Source organism: Achromobacter sp. ESBL13 (genome assembly GCF_036668755.1).
GTDB lineage: Bacteria > Pseudomonadota > Gammaproteobacteria > Burkholderiales > Burkholderiaceae_B > Achromobacter.
The window spans coordinates 1,038,413-1,052,543 of record NZ_JAZEVT010000002.1 but is presented as its reverse complement, the minus strand read 5'-3'; the positions used below and the strand labels follow the sequence as shown (position 1 = coordinate 1,052,543).

Annotated in this window: 13 protein-coding genes; 11 read left to right on the top strand and 2 right to left on the bottom strand. The window is 66.5% G+C overall.

Features of this window, described 5'->3' with window-relative positions; genetic code table 11:
- Positions 1-31: 31 nt before the first annotated feature.
- Entirely contained in the window at positions 32-1,216 is a 1,185-nt protein-coding gene (gene prpF, locus V6F88_RS13650) for a 2-methylaconitate cis-trans isomerase PrpF (RefSeq protein ID WP_332610079.1), read from the top strand.
- A gap of 15 nt (positions 1,217-1,231) precedes the next feature.
- Here the strand turns inward: prpF and V6F88_RS13645 are convergent, their stop codons facing one another.
- Both V6F88_RS13645 and V6F88_RS13640 read right to left on the bottom strand, forming a co-directional pair.
- Positions 1,232-1,681 (bottom strand): PaaI family thioesterase, encoded by a 450-nt coding sequence (locus V6F88_RS13645; protein WP_332610078.1) that lies wholly within the window; start codon positions 1,679-1,681, stop codon positions 1,232-1,234.
- A gap of 4 nt (positions 1,682-1,685) precedes the next feature.
- Complete coding sequence (locus tag V6F88_RS13640; protein WP_332610077.1) at positions 1,686-2,486, bottom strand: IclR family transcriptional regulator; 801 nt, start codon at positions 2,484-2,486, stop codon at positions 1,686-1,688.
- 181 nt (positions 2,487-2,667) lie between these two features.
- On the opposite strand from V6F88_RS13640, the gene V6F88_RS13635 reads away from it, so the two are divergent.
- The 10 genes from V6F88_RS13635 (at position 2,668) to V6F88_RS13590 (ending at position 14,130) form a co-directional block, all read left to right on the top strand.
- The gene (locus V6F88_RS13635) at positions 2,668-4,341 is read left to right on the top strand and encodes an acyl-CoA synthetase (protein ID WP_332610076.1); all 1,674 of its coding nucleotides are present in this window, start codon (positions 2,668-2,670) and stop codon (positions 4,339-4,341) included.
- A gap of 19 nt (positions 4,342-4,360) precedes the next feature.
- Positions 4,361-5,542, top strand: coding sequence for an FAS1-like dehydratase domain-containing protein (locus tag V6F88_RS13630; RefSeq protein ID WP_332610075.1), 1,182 nt, complete (start codon positions 4,361-4,363; stop codon positions 5,540-5,542).
- A 172-nt stretch (positions 5,543-5,714) separates the two neighbouring features.
- Complete coding sequence (locus V6F88_RS13625) at positions 5,715-6,962, top strand: CaiB/BaiF CoA transferase family protein (protein ID WP_332610073.1); 1,248 nt, start codon at positions 5,715-5,717, stop codon at positions 6,960-6,962.
- 66 nt (positions 6,963-7,028) lie between these two features.
- Entirely contained in the window at positions 7,029-7,994 is a 966-nt protein-coding gene (locus tag V6F88_RS13620) for a Bug family tripartite tricarboxylate transporter substrate binding protein (protein WP_332610072.1), read from the top strand.
- Positions 7,995-8,172: 178 nt separating this feature from the next.
- Positions 8,173-9,603 carry a gamma-aminobutyraldehyde dehydrogenase gene (locus tag V6F88_RS13615; RefSeq protein ID WP_332610071.1) on the top strand — a complete coding sequence of 477 codons (1,431 nt, stop codon included), beginning with the start codon at positions 8,173-8,175 and terminating at the stop codon, positions 9,601-9,603.
- A gap of 13 nt (positions 9,604-9,616) precedes the next feature.
- Entirely contained in the window at positions 9,617-10,411 is a 795-nt protein-coding gene (locus tag V6F88_RS13610) for a nuclear transport factor 2 family protein (protein WP_332610070.1), read from the top strand.
- A 44-nt stretch (positions 10,412-10,455) separates the two neighbouring features.
- Complete coding sequence (locus tag V6F88_RS13605) at positions 10,456-11,202, top strand: FadR/GntR family transcriptional regulator (protein WP_332610068.1); 747 nt, start codon at positions 10,456-10,458, stop codon at positions 11,200-11,202.
- Between the two features lie 44 nt (positions 11,203-11,246).
- On the top strand, positions 11,247-12,029 hold the full coding sequence (locus V6F88_RS13600) for a cache domain-containing protein (RefSeq protein ID WP_332610067.1): 783 nt from the start codon (positions 11,247-11,249) through the stop codon (positions 12,027-12,029).
- Between the two features lie 150 nt (positions 12,030-12,179).
- Complete coding sequence (locus tag V6F88_RS13595; RefSeq protein WP_332610066.1) at positions 12,180-12,542, top strand: DUF805 domain-containing protein; 363 nt, start codon at positions 12,180-12,182, stop codon at positions 12,540-12,542.
- 178 nt (positions 12,543-12,720) lie between these two features.
- On the top strand, positions 12,721-14,130 hold the full coding sequence (locus tag V6F88_RS13590; protein ID WP_332610270.1) for an NAD(P)/FAD-dependent oxidoreductase: 1,410 nt from the start codon (positions 12,721-12,723) through the stop codon (positions 14,128-14,130).
- The last annotated feature ends 1 nt before the right edge of the window (position 14,131 follow it).

Below are 14,131 nucleotides of genomic sequence, written 5' to 3'. Positions count from 1 at the left end.
CCCTAACCATCACAGACACCAGGACATCCCCATGGCCCATGCCCCTCAGACCAGAATTACCGCCACCTACATGCGCGGCGGCACCAGCAAAGGCGTGTTCTTCAAACTTGACGACCTGCCCGAATCCGCGCGTGTGGCGGGCGCGGCGCGCGACGCGTTGCTGTTGCGCGTGATCGGCAGCCCCGACCCCTACGGCAAGCAGATTGACGGCATGGGCGCGGCCACGTCCAGCACCAGCAAGACCGTCATCGTCGGCAAAAGCACGCAGCCGGATCACGACGTGGACTACCTGTTCGGCCAGGTCTCCATTGACCAGCCGTTCGTGGACTGGAGCGGCAACTGCGGCAACCTGTCGGCGGCCGTCGGCCCCTTCGCCATCACCAACGGCCTGGTTGACCCGGCGCGCGTGCCGGACAACGGCGTGGCGGTCGTGCGCATCTGGCAGGCCAACATCAAGAAAACCATCATCGCCCATGTGCCCATGACGGACGGCGCGGTGCAGGAAACCGGCGACTTCGAACTGGACGGCGTGACGTTTCCCGCCGCCGAACTGCGCCTGGAATTCATGGACCCGGCCGAAGACGGCGACGGCGGCTCGATGTTCCCCACGGGCAATCTGGTGGACGATCTGGAAGTGCCGGGCGTGGGTACGTTCAAGGCGACGATGATCAATTCCGGCATCCCGACCATCTTTCTGGAAGCCGCTGCGCTGGGCTACACCGGCACGGAATTGCAGGACGACATCAATAGCGACGCCGCCGCGCTGGCCCGCTTCGAGACCATTCGCGCGCACGGCGCGCTGCGCATGGGCCTGATCGAAAAACTGGAAGAAGCCGCCGGCCGCCAGCACACGCCCAAGGTCGCTTTCGTGGCGCCGCCCAAGGCCTATGTGTCATCCAGCGGCAAGCAGATCGGCGCGGCCGATATCGACGTGCTGGTGCGCGCGCTGTCCATGGGCAAGCTGCACCACGCCATGATGGGCACGGCATCCGTGGCCATCGCCACCGCCGCGGCCGTGCCGGGCACGCTGGTCAACCTGGCCGCCGGCGGCACGGAACGCGACAACGTCAACTTCGGCCACCCCTCCGGCACGCTGCGCGTGGGCGCGCAAGCGCAGTTGGTGGACGGCGAATGGAAAGTCACCAAGGCCATCATGAGCCGCAGCGCGCGCGTGCTGATGGAAGGCCGCGTGCACGTGCCGCGAATCGGGTTCTAAGGCGGGGCGGCGCAATCAGGCAGGCGCGGGCTTCGCGCCTGGGCCTGGGTCCAGCACTTTCAACACCGCCGCCCCCGTCGCCAGCACCTGCCCGGCGACGCTTAACTCCCCCCGCATGAACACCAGGCTGGACGTGGCGCGCAGGACGTCTCCGCGCACTTCCAGGAACTGGCCCGCGCGTGCCGCCGTGAGAAAGTGCGTGTCCAGTTGCACCGTGACGCACGCGCGGCGGTCCAAGGCTTGCCAGGCGATGGCGCTTAAGCCGTGGTCCAGCAGCGCGGTCAACAAGCCGCCATGTACGACGCCAGCCGGGTTCAGGTGATTCTCGGTAGCCAAGAGTCCATAGGCCCACGCCTGCCCTTCCTTGCGCACCCACAAAGGGCCGATCAGCCCGGCGAAACCGGGCAGTGATTTGCGGTGCCAGCCATCGGCGGCAAGGGATTCGGGGCTGGGTGGATGCGACATGGCATCAGTTCCGCGTGGACAACAGTTGCGACAGCGTGTGCGCTTCGGCTTGCAGTTCCTTGGCCAGCGCATGCGCGCGGGCGTCGTCCAGTTGTTCGGCCAGGCCCGCCGCCACCAGTGAATGCGTCATGCGCTTGTGGCTGTTCAGCACGGGCACGGCGATGACGACGACGCCATTGATGTAGTGGTTGCGATCCAGGCTGTAGCCGTCGCGCCGCACGGCGTCGATGTCGGCCTTCCATTCCGCGTAGGCGGGCGCCTGGTCCCAGCGCAGCGCCTTGAAGCGGCGTTCCAGTTCTTTGTCCGACAGGTCTGAAAACGCGGCCACCAAACGGCCCGTTGCGCTGATCAGCGCGGGAAAGCGGCTGCCCACGTCCACGTGCAGCCGGAACGGCGCGGTCGAGCGCGACAGCGCCAGCACCACCATGTGTTCACTGCCCGCGACTTCCACGCCGATGGCCGTGACGTTCGCGCTGCTGGACAGCTTGTCCAGCACCGGCTGCACCAACGCCGGGAAGGGACTGCTTTCAATCACGCTGCGCGCCAGTGTCAACATGCCCACGCCCAGGCTGTAGCGCTTGGTACCGGTGTCGACCTTCACCAAGCCTTCTTCCACCAGCACACGAAGTATGTGCAGGCAGGTGCTGGTGACCATGCCGAGCTCCTGCGAGATGGCCTTCAAGGTCATGGCCTCGCCGCCACGGCCCAGCAATCGCAAGATGGCGATTGACCGCGTTACCGCTGGCACGGGGCGCACGCGCGGCCCCGCCACGGCGGCGGATTCCTGGGAACTGGCTTCACTCATCGGGCTCTCCGGTTTTTATTGCGGCAAGCATACCTTGCGCGGCGCGAAACGCGTCCCGTAATTGCCGCCCGTAATTGCTGCCAGTAATTGTATATATACAATCGATAAACGTAATTGACAATTTAAAAGCCGGCGCGCATAGTCTGTTCAACGGCTTGCCGACCCACACAGGTACGACGACATGACGATGCTGACGCAGACCACCTCCTACGCGGACGCCCAGGCGCTCTGCTCCGCGGACAAGCTTTGGGAATTGTTCGACGGCAACCGCGAGCGCATGAACATTGCGCACGAATGCATCGACCGGCACACGGGCAAGGACCAGCCCGCCATCATCCTGGTGCGCGCGACCGGAGGTGATGAAACCTTCAGCTTTCAGCAGATAGCCCGGGCGTCCTCGCGCTTTGCGCACTACCTGGCGGATCAGGGCATCGGCGCGGGGGACCGCGTGGCCGTCATGCTGGAACCGTCGCTGGCGTTCTATGTGGCGATGTTCGGTGCGATGAAGCGCGGCGCGATTGCGGTGCCGCTGTTCACCCTGTTCGGCCCCGACGGCATCCGGCTGCGCGTGCAGGACTGCCAGCCGCGCATGCTGGTCACGAACGCCGACAAGGCGCCGATGGTGCCGGCCGCGGACGACATGCGCGTGGTGATCGCGGACGACGCATTCCTGGCGTCGCTGGACCGCTTCCCCGCGCAGTACGACTGCGATACGCGGGCCGATGACCTGGCCATCTTTCAGTACACATCGGGCACCACGCGTGAACTGCCCGACGCCGTGCGCCACACGCATCGCGCGCTGGTCACCTTGATGTTGGCCGCGCTGTACGGCACCGGCGTGCGCCCCGGCGACCGCTACATGTGCCCGTCATCCCCCGCTTGGGGGCATGGCTTGTGGCACGGCACGCTGGCGCCCTTGGCGATGGGCGTGACCATCGGCGCCTATGCCGGCAAGTTCAACGCCGAACGCCTGCTGCAAGCCTTGCAGGACCACGCGTTCAACAACATCTCGGCGGCCGCCACCCATTACCGGATGATGCGCAACTGCGGCGCGGCGGGCCAATATCGCTACCAGATCGACAAGGTGTCGTTCACCGGCGAACCCATCGATAGCGAGACCTCTGCCTTTGTCCAGGCAACCTTTGGACGCCCCGTGTGCAGCATGTACGGCACGACCGAAATCGGCGTGTGCCTGGTGAACTACCCGGGCGCGGCGGACTTCACCGTCAAACCGGGCTCGCTGGGCAGGCCCGTGCCCGGCCTGCGCGTCGAAGTGCAGGACGCCAGCGGCGCACCCTGCCCGCCCGGCGTGACGGGCGAACTGAAACTGTGGCGACGCGATGCCTGGGTAGCCACCAAGGACCTGGGCCGCGTCGATGAAGACGGCTACTTCTGGCATGGCGGCCGCGCGGACGACGTCATCATTTCCGCAGGCTGGACGATGAGCGCCGTTGAAATCGAAGACGCCATCCTGAAGCACCGCGACGTGACCGAAGCCGCCGCCATCGGCGTGCCCGACACGCTGCGCGGCCAGGTCGTCAAGGCGTTCGTGGTGTCGGCCCGTCCGGGTGACGACGCCTTTGTGGAAGAGATTCAGAACACCGTGCGCAGCCAGTTGGCGCAGCACGAGTATCCGCGTCAGGTGGTGTTTGTGCCCGAGCTGCCCAAAACGCCGGCCGGGAAGATTCATCGCCGCAAACTGCGTGAACAGGAACTTGTCGCCGCGCCATCGGCCGACGGCGACGCCGCCACGTCCCCTGACACCCGCACCGACACCCGCACCGACACGCCCACCGACACGCCCACCGACACCCCCACCAACAAAACACCCGCCGCGCCCGCCGCGCACGTATGACCCATCCCGAGGAGACATCATGCTGACCGAGACCAAACCGCAAGCGCAGTCCCAAGCCCAGGCACCCGCCAAGACCGAACGCAGCTTCCCGAAGATCACCGAGCGCGGCCTGGACGAACTGCGCGCGCGGATCGGCGTGAAGATCGGCGCCACCGCCGAGCCGTGGTGCTACGAAGCCACGCGCGACAACATCCGCCACTACGCGCACGGCATCGGCGACGACAACCCGCTGTGGTCGGACCCCGACTACGCCGCCAAGACGCGGCATGGCGGCATCATCGCCTTGCCCAGCTTTTTGTTTTCCACCAGCCGCATCGTGTCCGGCTACGTGGGCGGCCTGCCCGGCGTGCACGCCATGTGGTCAGGCGCCGACTGGACCTGGCACAAGACCGTCAAGCGCAACGACGTGATCTCCACCGAAGCGCACCTGAAAGACCTGGTGGAACACCAGACGCGCTTTGCCGGCCGCGCGGTGCAACAGATCTATCACGTGGACTTCTTCAACCAGGACGGCGACAAGGTGGCCGAGGCCGACAGCTGGTGCTTTCGCACCGAACGCGACCACGCCCGCGAACAAGGCAGCAAGTACAAGGAAGTGCGCGCCCGCGAACCGCGCCGCTACAGCCCTGAAGAAATCAAGGAAGCCTACAAGCTGTACGCGCAGGAAGAAGTGCGCGGCGCCACGCCTCGTTACTGGGAAGACGTGAAGGAAGGCGAAGAACTGCCCGTGATGTTCAAGGGCCCCATGACGGTGACTGGCTTCATCGCCTATGCGCAAGGCTGGGGCGGCCTGTACATCCGCGCCAACAAGCTGGCCTGGCAACTGATCGACGCGCATCCGGGCGTGGGCATCACCAATCGCTTCGGCATTCCCGACGTACCGGAACGCGTGCACTGGGAAGAAGAATTCGCGCTGGAAGTGGGCGCGCCCGGCGCCTACGACTACGGCCCCGAGCGCAACTCGTGGTTGACGCATCACCTGACGAACTGGATGGGTGACGACGGCTTCCTGCGCAAGTCCACGTGCAAGATCCGCCGCCACAACCCTGAAGGCGACATGCTGTTCTTCAAGGGACGCGTCAAGCGCAAGTACGTGGAAGACGGCCGGCACCTGGTTGAAATCGAACAGGAAGCGCGCAATCAGGACGATGAACTGTCCGTGCTGGGCTCGGGCGTGGTTGAATTGCCCACCCGTGCGTAAGGCGCATCCCGCGCATCGCGCACTTGGCCCTTGCGGCTGCATGATGCATGGGCGGCGCGGGCGCATCGCGCGCCCCGCACCCTGATTTCCGACGGCTGACCGGCCGCCGCTGCTTACCATGATCGCGCGCGGGTTTGCCGCCCGCGCGTCCGACATGACCAAACCGAGGTCAATGATGTCTGGTTCATCGGAGCATGCCGCACACGCCCCGCCCGCCCGCGCCGCCGGCGCGCTGGAAGGCATTCGGGTCATCGATCTATCCAGGGTGCTGGCCGGGCCGCTCTGCACCCAGATGCTGTCGGATCAGGGCGCCGGCGTCATCAAGGTCGAGCCGCCCGGCGGCGACGAAACGCGCGCGCTGGGCCCGCCGGTCAACGCGGACGGCGACGCGGCCTACTTCACCGCCGTCAACCGGGGCAAGCGCGCCATTGGCCTGGACTTGTCTTTGCCAGACGGTCGCGACGTGCTGCTGCGGCTGCTGCAAGAGGCCGACGTACTGGTCGAGAACTTCATCCCCGGCACCATGGCCAAGTGGGGCCTGGATTACGAAACAGATTTGAAGCCGCGCTTTCCCCAGCTGATCTATTGCGCCATTTCAGGCTTTGGCGAAGACGGCCCGCTGGGCGGCCTGCCCGGCTACGACGCCATCCTGCAAGCCATGTGCGGCTTGATGAGCGTGAACGGGGACACGGCCAGCGGCCCGACGCGCATCGGCATCCCCATCGTTGACCACCTGACCGGGTACACCGCGCAGTCGGGCATCTTGCTGGCGCTGTACCACCGTGCGCGCACGGGCCAGGGCCAGCGCGTGGACGTGACCTTGTTCGACACCGCGTTAAGCCTGCTGGTGCCGCACGCCGCCAACTGGATGCACACGGGCAAAACGCCGGGGCTGATGGGCAGCGCACATCCGAATATCGCGCCTTACGACCGGTTTGCGTGCCACGACGGCGAGATCTTTTTGGGTGTGGTGAACGACCGCCAGTTCCGCAAATTCTGCGACTACGCCGGTCTGGGCGCCTTGCTGGAAGATGCGCGCTTTGCCACCAACCGCCAGCGGCTGGAACACCGCGACGCCTTGCGCGCCGCCATCGAGGAAGCGCTGGCCCACCGCACACGCGCCGAACTCTGCCACGACCTGATGGGGCTGGGCGTGCCGGCCGGCCCGGTCAACAGCGTGCCCGAAGCGTTTGAACAGGCGCACGCGGTGCATCGCGGCATGCGCGTGTCGCGCGACGGCTACCAAGGCATTGGGCCGGCGACGCGCCTGTCCGAAGCGCCCGCGCGCATTGGCCGTCCCCCGCCCGGATTTGCAGAACACACCGATGAAGTCTTGCGGCAGGCGGGCTTTGACGAGGCGCGGATCGCCAGCTTGCGTGAAGCCGGTGCCTTACCGCGCGCGCCGGCGCAAAAGCGATAGCAGGCAGCAGCAGCAGCAGCAGCAGCAGCACGATCACGACCCTATAAAAAAATCCAGGAGACCACCATGAAACCCTTACGCATGATCGCCGCGCTGGCGGCATCCGTTCTGTTCACGCAGCCGGTCTGGGCGGCGGACAGCTATCCATCCAAGCCGGTGCGCATCATCGTGCCCTACCAGGCGGGCCAAGGCACCGATGTGGCTGCCCGGTATCTAGGCGAGTATCTGGCGCGCAGCATGGGCCAGCCGTTCATCGTCGAAAACAGGCCCGGCGCGGGTGGCAACATCGGCGCGTCCGAGGCGGCTCGCGCCGCGCCCGACGGCTACACCTTGCTGATGGGCACCAACGGCACCCACGTGCTGAATCAGTACATCTATGCGTCCACCAACTTCGACCCCGCGAAAGACTTCACGCCCATCATGCTGGTCAGCTCGTTTCCGATGGTGTTGCTGACCGCGCCCGGCTCGCCCTACAACAGCCTGTCCGACCTGCAAGACGCCGCGAAGTCCAAGGCCGACAGCATCAATGTCGGCATGCCCAGCACCACGGCGCGGCTGGTCTTTGAATTGCTCAAGCAGCAAGGCGTGGCCAGCATCCGGGGCATTCCGTACAAGGGTTCGGCAACCGCCACCACGGACTTGATGGGCGGTCAGGTGCAGCTGGGCATCGACACCGTCAGCGCCGCGCGCTCGTTCATCACCAGCGGCAAACTGCGCGCGCTGGCCGTTACGTCGTTGAAGGAATCCGCGTTGCTGCCGGGCGTGAAACCGGTGTCGGCGCAAGGCCTGCCCAACTTCCAGGTGATTGCGTGGAATGGCCTGTACGCCCCCAAGGGCACGCCGCCCGCCGTGGTGCAAAAGCTGAACGCGGAACTTGCCAAGGCCTTGGCGCAGCCCGAGGTGCGCCAGCGCCTGCTGGAGCTTGGCCACGAGCCCGGCGGCGGCACGCCCGCCGAACTGGAAGCCTTTGCGCGTAGCGAGCGGCTGAAGTGGCAACCGCTGATCATTCAAGCGGGACTGAAAGCGGAATAACCCGCGCCGCACCTGCTTTGACTCCACACGTCCGGGCCTTGCGCCCGGGCGTTTTGCATGGCCGCTCGCCCCACGGGTTAACCCCAGCAGAATAAATACCTATAACCTCAGAGAATATAACTATCGCTAGCCCGCCCGCTAGACACCCAAATCAAAACAACCCTTCCGGAGACAAACCATGGCGCTGCCCACCCTCAAGCATTTCATCAACGGCCAGTACTTCGAATCCAAGGGTTCTGAATATTTCGACCTGATCAGCCCCGTCACCGCGCAGCCTATCGCTCGCTCGCCCAACGCCAACGCCGCCGACGTCGACGCCGCCTATGCGGCCGCCAGCGCCGCCTTCAAGACCTGGGGCCGCAGCACACCGTCCGCGCGCCAGCAGGCGTTGCTGAAGCTGGCCGACGCCGTCCAGGCCAACAGCGACCGCCTGGTCGAAGCCCAAAGCCGCAACACCGGCCAGCTCAAGCACCTGATTGCCTCGGAAGAAGTCGCCGTCTGCGTAGACCAAATCCGCTTTTTTGCCGGTGCCGCGCGCTTCCTGGAAGGCAAGGCCACCGGCGAATACATGGAAGGCTTGACGTCCAGCATCCGCCGCGAACCGCTGGGCGTGGTGGGCCAGGTCACCCCCTGGAACTACCCCCTGATGATGGCCGTCTGGAAGATCGCGCCGGCGCTGGCGGCGGGTAACACGGTGGTGCTCAAGCCCAGCGACACCACGCCCGAAAGCACCTTGTTGCTGGCCGAACTGGCCGCGCCCTTCTTCCCCGCCGGCGCGTTCAACGTGGTGCTGGGCAACGCTGCCACCGGCGCCAAGGTGGTGTCGCACAAGACCCCCGCGCTGGTGTCCATCACCGGTTCGGTGCGAGCCGGCCTGCAAGTGGCTGCGTCCGCCGCCGCCAACCTGACCCGCGCGCACCTGGAACTGGGCGGCAAGGCGCCGGTGGTCGTCTTTGAAGACACCGACCTGGACCGCGCCGCGCAACACATCGCGCTGACGGGCTTTTTCAATGCCGGGCAGGACTGCACCGCCGCCACCCGCGTCATCGTGGCCGAATCCGTGCATGACGCCTTTGTTGCCAAGCTGGTGGCCGCCGCCATCGAAACCCGGTTCGGCGACCCCGACGATCAGGACGCGCTGTATGGCCCGCTGAACAACGCCGCGCAGCTGGAACGCGTGCAGGGCTTCATCACCCGCCTGCCCGCGCATGCCCGCGTCGAAACCGGCGGCCGCCAAGCCGCCCGCGCCGGTTACTACTTTGAACCCACCGTCATCACCGGCCTGCAACAGCAGGACGAAGCCATCCAGACCGAAGTCTTCGGCCCCGTCATCACGGTGCAGAAATTTGCCGACGAAGAACAGGCCATTGCCATGGCCAACGACGTGGAATACGGCTTGGCCGCCAGCGTCTGGACGCGCGATCACGGCCGCGCGCAGCGCCTGTCGCGCGAGTTGGACTTCGGCACGGTATGGATCAACACGCACATTCCGCTGACCGCCGAAGCCCCGCATGGCGGCTTCAAGCGGTCGGGCTATGGCAAGGACTTGTCCGCCTATGGCTTCGAGGAATACACGCGCGTCAAGCACGTGATGAGCGCACACGACTGACCGGGGAAACATCATGAGCACCCAACACACGCCCACCACGCAAGCCGACGCCCTGCGCGAACGCGTTGCCCGCGCGCACCACGAATTGTTCACGCTGCGTGACACAGCCGCGCTGGAACGCTATTTCTCACCGCGTTTCATCGAGCATTCCCCCTTGGTCAAGAACGGGCTGGACGGCCTGTCCGTTCTGATCCAGGAACATCCCAACCTGAAGCACGAGGCCCATCGCGTGCTGGTGGACGGCGACCTGGTCGCCATCCACGGCCGCTACACCGGCCTGGGCGAACAGCCGCTGGTGGGCTTTGACATCTATCGTGTGGCGGACAACCGCATCGTTGAGCATTGGGACGGCCTGGTGCCCGAAGCGCCGCCCAACGCCAGCGGCCGCACGCAGCTTGACGGGCCGACGCAGCCGCGCGCCGACCAGGACGTTGATGAAAACCGCGCGCTGGTACTGGGCTTTTTCACACGCGCGCTGATCGAAGGCGACTACCAGGCGTTCATCGACGACTGCAACGGCGATGCCTTTCATCAGCACAGCCCCGACATCGCCGACGGCGCATCAGCCGTGGTGGACTTTCTGAACCAGCTACGCGAATCCGGCCAGGGCCTGCAATACAGCCGCATCCATCGCTGCGTGGCCGAAGGCGACTTCGTGCTGACGCATTCCGAAGGCAGCATCGCCGGCCAGCGCCACGCGTACTTCGAGCTGTGGCGCGTGCAAGACGGCAAGGTCGCGGAACTGTGGGACGCCATCGCGCCCGTGCCCGACGACAGCCAGGCGCTGCATCGCCACGGCATCTTCTAGCGCCGTGGCATGATGCACGTTTTCTCTTTGCGCCGGAGCCCCCCATGACCGCCCACGCCATCGTCTACGCACCGATCGGCCAAGGCACCCGCTCGGAGCAGGTCGTCGAACGCCTCAGCAATGCGATCGTCGCCGGCCTGCTGCATGCCGACGAGCAACTGCCCAACGAAAACGAGTTGTCGCGCCTGATGGGCGTGTCGCCCGTGACGGTGCGCGAGGCCCTGAACACCTTGCGCGCGCGCCAGCTGATCGACACCCGGCGCGGTCGCAATGGGGGCAGCTTCGTGTGCCCGGTGCCGGCGCAGATGATGCACGACCGCCACCCGCTGCGTCTGGCCACGCCGGGCGATCTGGCCGACCTGGGCGAACTGCATTGCGCCGTGATCGGCCACAGCGCCAAGCTGGCTGCCCAGCGTTCAACGGCCGACGATCACCGGCGCCTGGCGCAAGAGATCGATCAATTCGAAGCGGCGGTGGCGGCGCAGGCGCGCGCCCAGGCGGACATGCGCTGCCTGCTGTTGCTGGCCACCCAAGCACAGTCGGCCCGGCTGGCCAACCAAGAGCTTGAAATCCAGGCGGAATGGGCGCCGCTGGTTGCGGCGCTGTATCCGCACGGGTCGGTGCACGCCGCGATGGCGGCGGCGTACCGCCGGCTGCAAGCGGCGCTGCATGATGGCGACGAGCACGCCAGCAGCGCGCTGGCCCTGGACATGATCAGTACGCAGACGGACCACCTGCTTGAACACAAACTGCGGTTGGACGCCACGGCGCCGCCGCCACAACAGACCTAGGGCCGCTGAACGCCGGCGGCAACCTTGGCTACAGGAGACGGCAGATGAACGAAGACGTGCATATCGACCGGGCCCACGGCATTCTGGACTGCGTTGTGAACGACGCCCGGAACACCGCCGCCGCGCTGGCCGAGGCCGCCGCGCAGATTCTGTCGGGCCAGACCCCGGTGCCCGGTAGTGGCCTGCGGCTGTCGGCGGACCATCGCCGCGCGTTGCAAACCCACATCCAGGTGGCGCTGCAACTGAACCCCTGGTGCAACGGCGCGGGCTTCGCCAGCTTTGAAGCGCACGCCGACAGCGATGACGGCTACTGGACGCTGGAATGGTGGCAGCAAGAGGGCCGTTCCCTGCAACACGTGCCACTGGAACGCAACCAGGAAACCCGGCGGCGGCTGGATTTTCGCGCGTTCGCGTGGTTCGACCAGCCCGCCCGGCGCCACCTTCCCGTCGTCGAAGGCCCCTACGTGGACTACATCTGCAACGGCGCCTACACCATCACCGCCGCGCATCCGGTGCTGGTCCGCCAGGCGTTCGCCGGCGTGGCCGCCGTGGATGTGCTGGTCTCAACGCTTGACCGCATGCTGCTGCCCGCGTTGCGTCGCATCGGCAAGACCGCGTTGGTGTTGAACGCCGATTCGCGCGTGGTCATGTCCACCGCCCACCGCATTCGTACCGGCAGCCTGTGGCAGCCGCAACACGGCGACCGCCTTATCGGCGCCCCCGGCGCACTACGCCTGGCGGTGCTGCCCTTTCCGCCGCCACACGCGGCGGGCGGCCATGCCGGCCCGCCCAGCCTACCCGGGCTGGCGCACCGCCCCGGCAGCTGACGGGCTCGGCGCGCCGGCCTGCCGCGCGCCCTCGCCTTTGCCCTTCGCTTAATTCTCTTCAATCCCTTGGCGCCCCCGCGCGCCGATGACGCCGCCCGCGCTCACGCCCGGCGCGGATGGCGCACATCTTTACAAACCAGGAGACCCCCCATGAAGTGGTATCTGCAAGCCCTCAAACACTACGCCGTCTTCCAGGGCCGCGCGCGGCGTCGCGAATATTGGTACTTCGTGCTGTTCCAGTTGATTGCCGTGCTGGCGATCTCGGCGGTGGAACGCGCGCTGGCCATCGCCAACCCCGAAATCCTGTTCGGCTGGTACACGGCGGGCTTCCTGCTGCTGACGCTGCTGCCCGCGCTGGCCGTCTCTATCCGCCGCCTGCACGACACGGGCCGCAGCGGCTGGTGGGGCTTGCTGCATGCCGTGCCCGTGTTGGGCACGTTGTTGCTTCAGCCCTTCATGCTGCCCGCCGGCGCCCCCGGCCGCAACCGCTTCGGCCCGGCCCCCACGGCCTGAGCCATTCCCCGATTCCAGGAACATCGACATGACATTGAATCGACGCGAATTCATCCTCAAGACAGCGGCGGCCTCAACGGCCGCCACCGCGGCCACCGCCGCCGGCGCACTGGGCTTGTGGCCCGCGACCTCGCGCGCCCTGACCACTGCCAACGCCACCGTGCCGCCGCGCGACGCCATGCTGCCACCCGCCCAGTTGCTGCACGATGCGCAGCCGACGCCTACCCGGCTGGGCATTGATCCGCGCATCTGGAACTGGCGGCGCGACGCCAAGCCCACCGATCCCATGCCCGCCAACTACTACGAAGCCTCGCTGTCCGAGTGGCCGGCCTTTGGCCCGCTGCCGGGCGATGTGGACTGCGACGTGGTCGTCATCGGTGGCGGCCTGCTGGGCGCGTCCACCGCCTTGCACCTGGCCGAAGCCGGCGTCGACGTGGTGCTGATCGAAAAAGACCATATCGGGTCGGGCGCATCCGGCCGCAACGGCGGCCAGATGACACCCGGCTTGGCGCGCTGGGAAGCGGGCACGATGCTGGACAACCTGCCTTTGGACGACGCGCGGCGGCTGTGGCGATTTGCCTCGGTCGAAGCCATGGAAACCGTGGACGGCCTGCGCGAACGCTACGGCTTCGATTGCGACCGCAAGCGTGGCCACGTCACGGCGGCGGTGCACGCGGGCCATATGGGCGCGCTGGTCGAAAACGCCGATGCGCGACGCCGCCTGGGCGACGAGGCCGTCAAGATCATCGGCCGGCACGAATTGAAAGAGCAGTACGTGAAGTCCGATATCTACTTCGGCGCGGCCGTCGACAGCGGTGGCGGCCAGGTACAACCGCTGGCGCTGCTGCGCGGGCTGATCCACGCCTTCGTCAAGCTGGGCGGTCGCGTGTACGACAACACCGCCGCGCACGCCATTGACGAATCGCCGGGCAATACGCGCGTGACCACCGCGCAGGGCGCCATCAAAGCGCGCCGCGCCGTGGTGCTGGCGGTGCACAGCGCCACGTTCCAGTTCATGCCGGGCAGCTCAACCACCGTGCCCTTCTTCACCTACGTGGCCGTTACCCCGCCGCTGGGCGATACCCTGAACGCGTTGATTCCGTCCGGCCTGCCCATCTACGACACGCAGCTGCAAATTGACTACTACCGCCCCGTGCGCAACAAGCGGCTGCTGTTCGGCGGCCAGGGCACCGGTAACTCGTGGTCGCCGCGCGACGTCAACAACTACCTGCTGGATCGCATCAAGACGGTGTTTCCGCAATTGGAAAACCCGGCGCTGGAGTATTCCTGGAGCGGCATCAGCGACCTGACGCTGAACGGCGCCACCGACAGCCGCAAGAGCGCGGGCGATGTGCCCGTGTACATGGTGCACGGCTGGAGCGGCCACGGCGTGGCGCAAACGGTGCGCATCGGCCGCGCCATCAGCGATAACGTCACCGGACGCAACACCGACTACGCCATGCTGACGCGCTTTGACCACGCGGGCATTCCGCTGGGACGGCATTTGTCGCCGGTGGCCATACCGCTGATCAAGGGTGCGCTGGGCGTGATGGGCATCCTGAACCCGGCCGACATGGTGTCGTTCTAGT

Coding starts and splice junctions, on each gene's coding strand:
- V6F88_RS13625 (WP_332610073.1), top strand. CDS start 5,715: ATGATGTCTGGTTCATCGGAGCATGCCGCACACGCCCCGCCCGCCCGC.
- V6F88_RS13620 (WP_332610072.1), top strand. CDS start 7,029: ATGAAACCCTTACGCATGATCGCCGCGCTGGCGGCATCCGTTCTGTTC.
- V6F88_RS13590 (WP_332610270.1), top strand. CDS start 12,721: ATGCTGCCACCCGCCCAGTTGCTGCACGATGCGCAGCCGACGCCTACC.
- V6F88_RS13610 (WP_332610070.1), top strand. CDS start 9,617: ATGAGCACCCAACACACGCCCACCACGCAAGCCGACGCCCTGCGCGAA.
- V6F88_RS13600 (WP_332610067.1), top strand. CDS start 11,247: ATGAACGAAGACGTGCATATCGACCGGGCCCACGGCATTCTGGACTGC.
- V6F88_RS13615 (WP_332610071.1), top strand. CDS start 8,173: ATGGCGCTGCCCACCCTCAAGCATTTCATCAACGGCCAGTACTTCGAA.
- V6F88_RS13605 (WP_332610068.1), top strand. CDS start 10,456: ATGACCGCCCACGCCATCGTCTACGCACCGATCGGCCAAGGCACCCGC.
- V6F88_RS13595 (WP_332610066.1), top strand. CDS start 12,180: ATGAAGTGGTATCTGCAAGCCCTCAAACACTACGCCGTCTTCCAGGGC.
- V6F88_RS13630 (WP_332610075.1), top strand. CDS start 4,361: ATGCTGACCGAGACCAAACCGCAAGCGCAGTCCCAAGCCCAGGCACCC.
- prpF (WP_332610079.1), top strand. CDS start 32: ATGGCCCATGCCCCTCAGACCAGAATTACCGCCACCTACATGCGCGGC.
- V6F88_RS13645 (WP_332610078.1), bottom strand. CDS start 1,681: ATGTCGCATCCACCCAGCCCCGAATCCCTTGCCGCCGATGGCTGGCAC.
- V6F88_RS13640 (WP_332610077.1), bottom strand. CDS start 2,486: ATGAGTGAAGCCAGTTCCCAGGAATCCGCCGCCGTGGCGGGGCCGCGC.
- V6F88_RS13635 (WP_332610076.1), top strand. CDS start 2,668: ATGACGATGCTGACGCAGACCACCTCCTACGCGGACGCCCAGGCGCTC.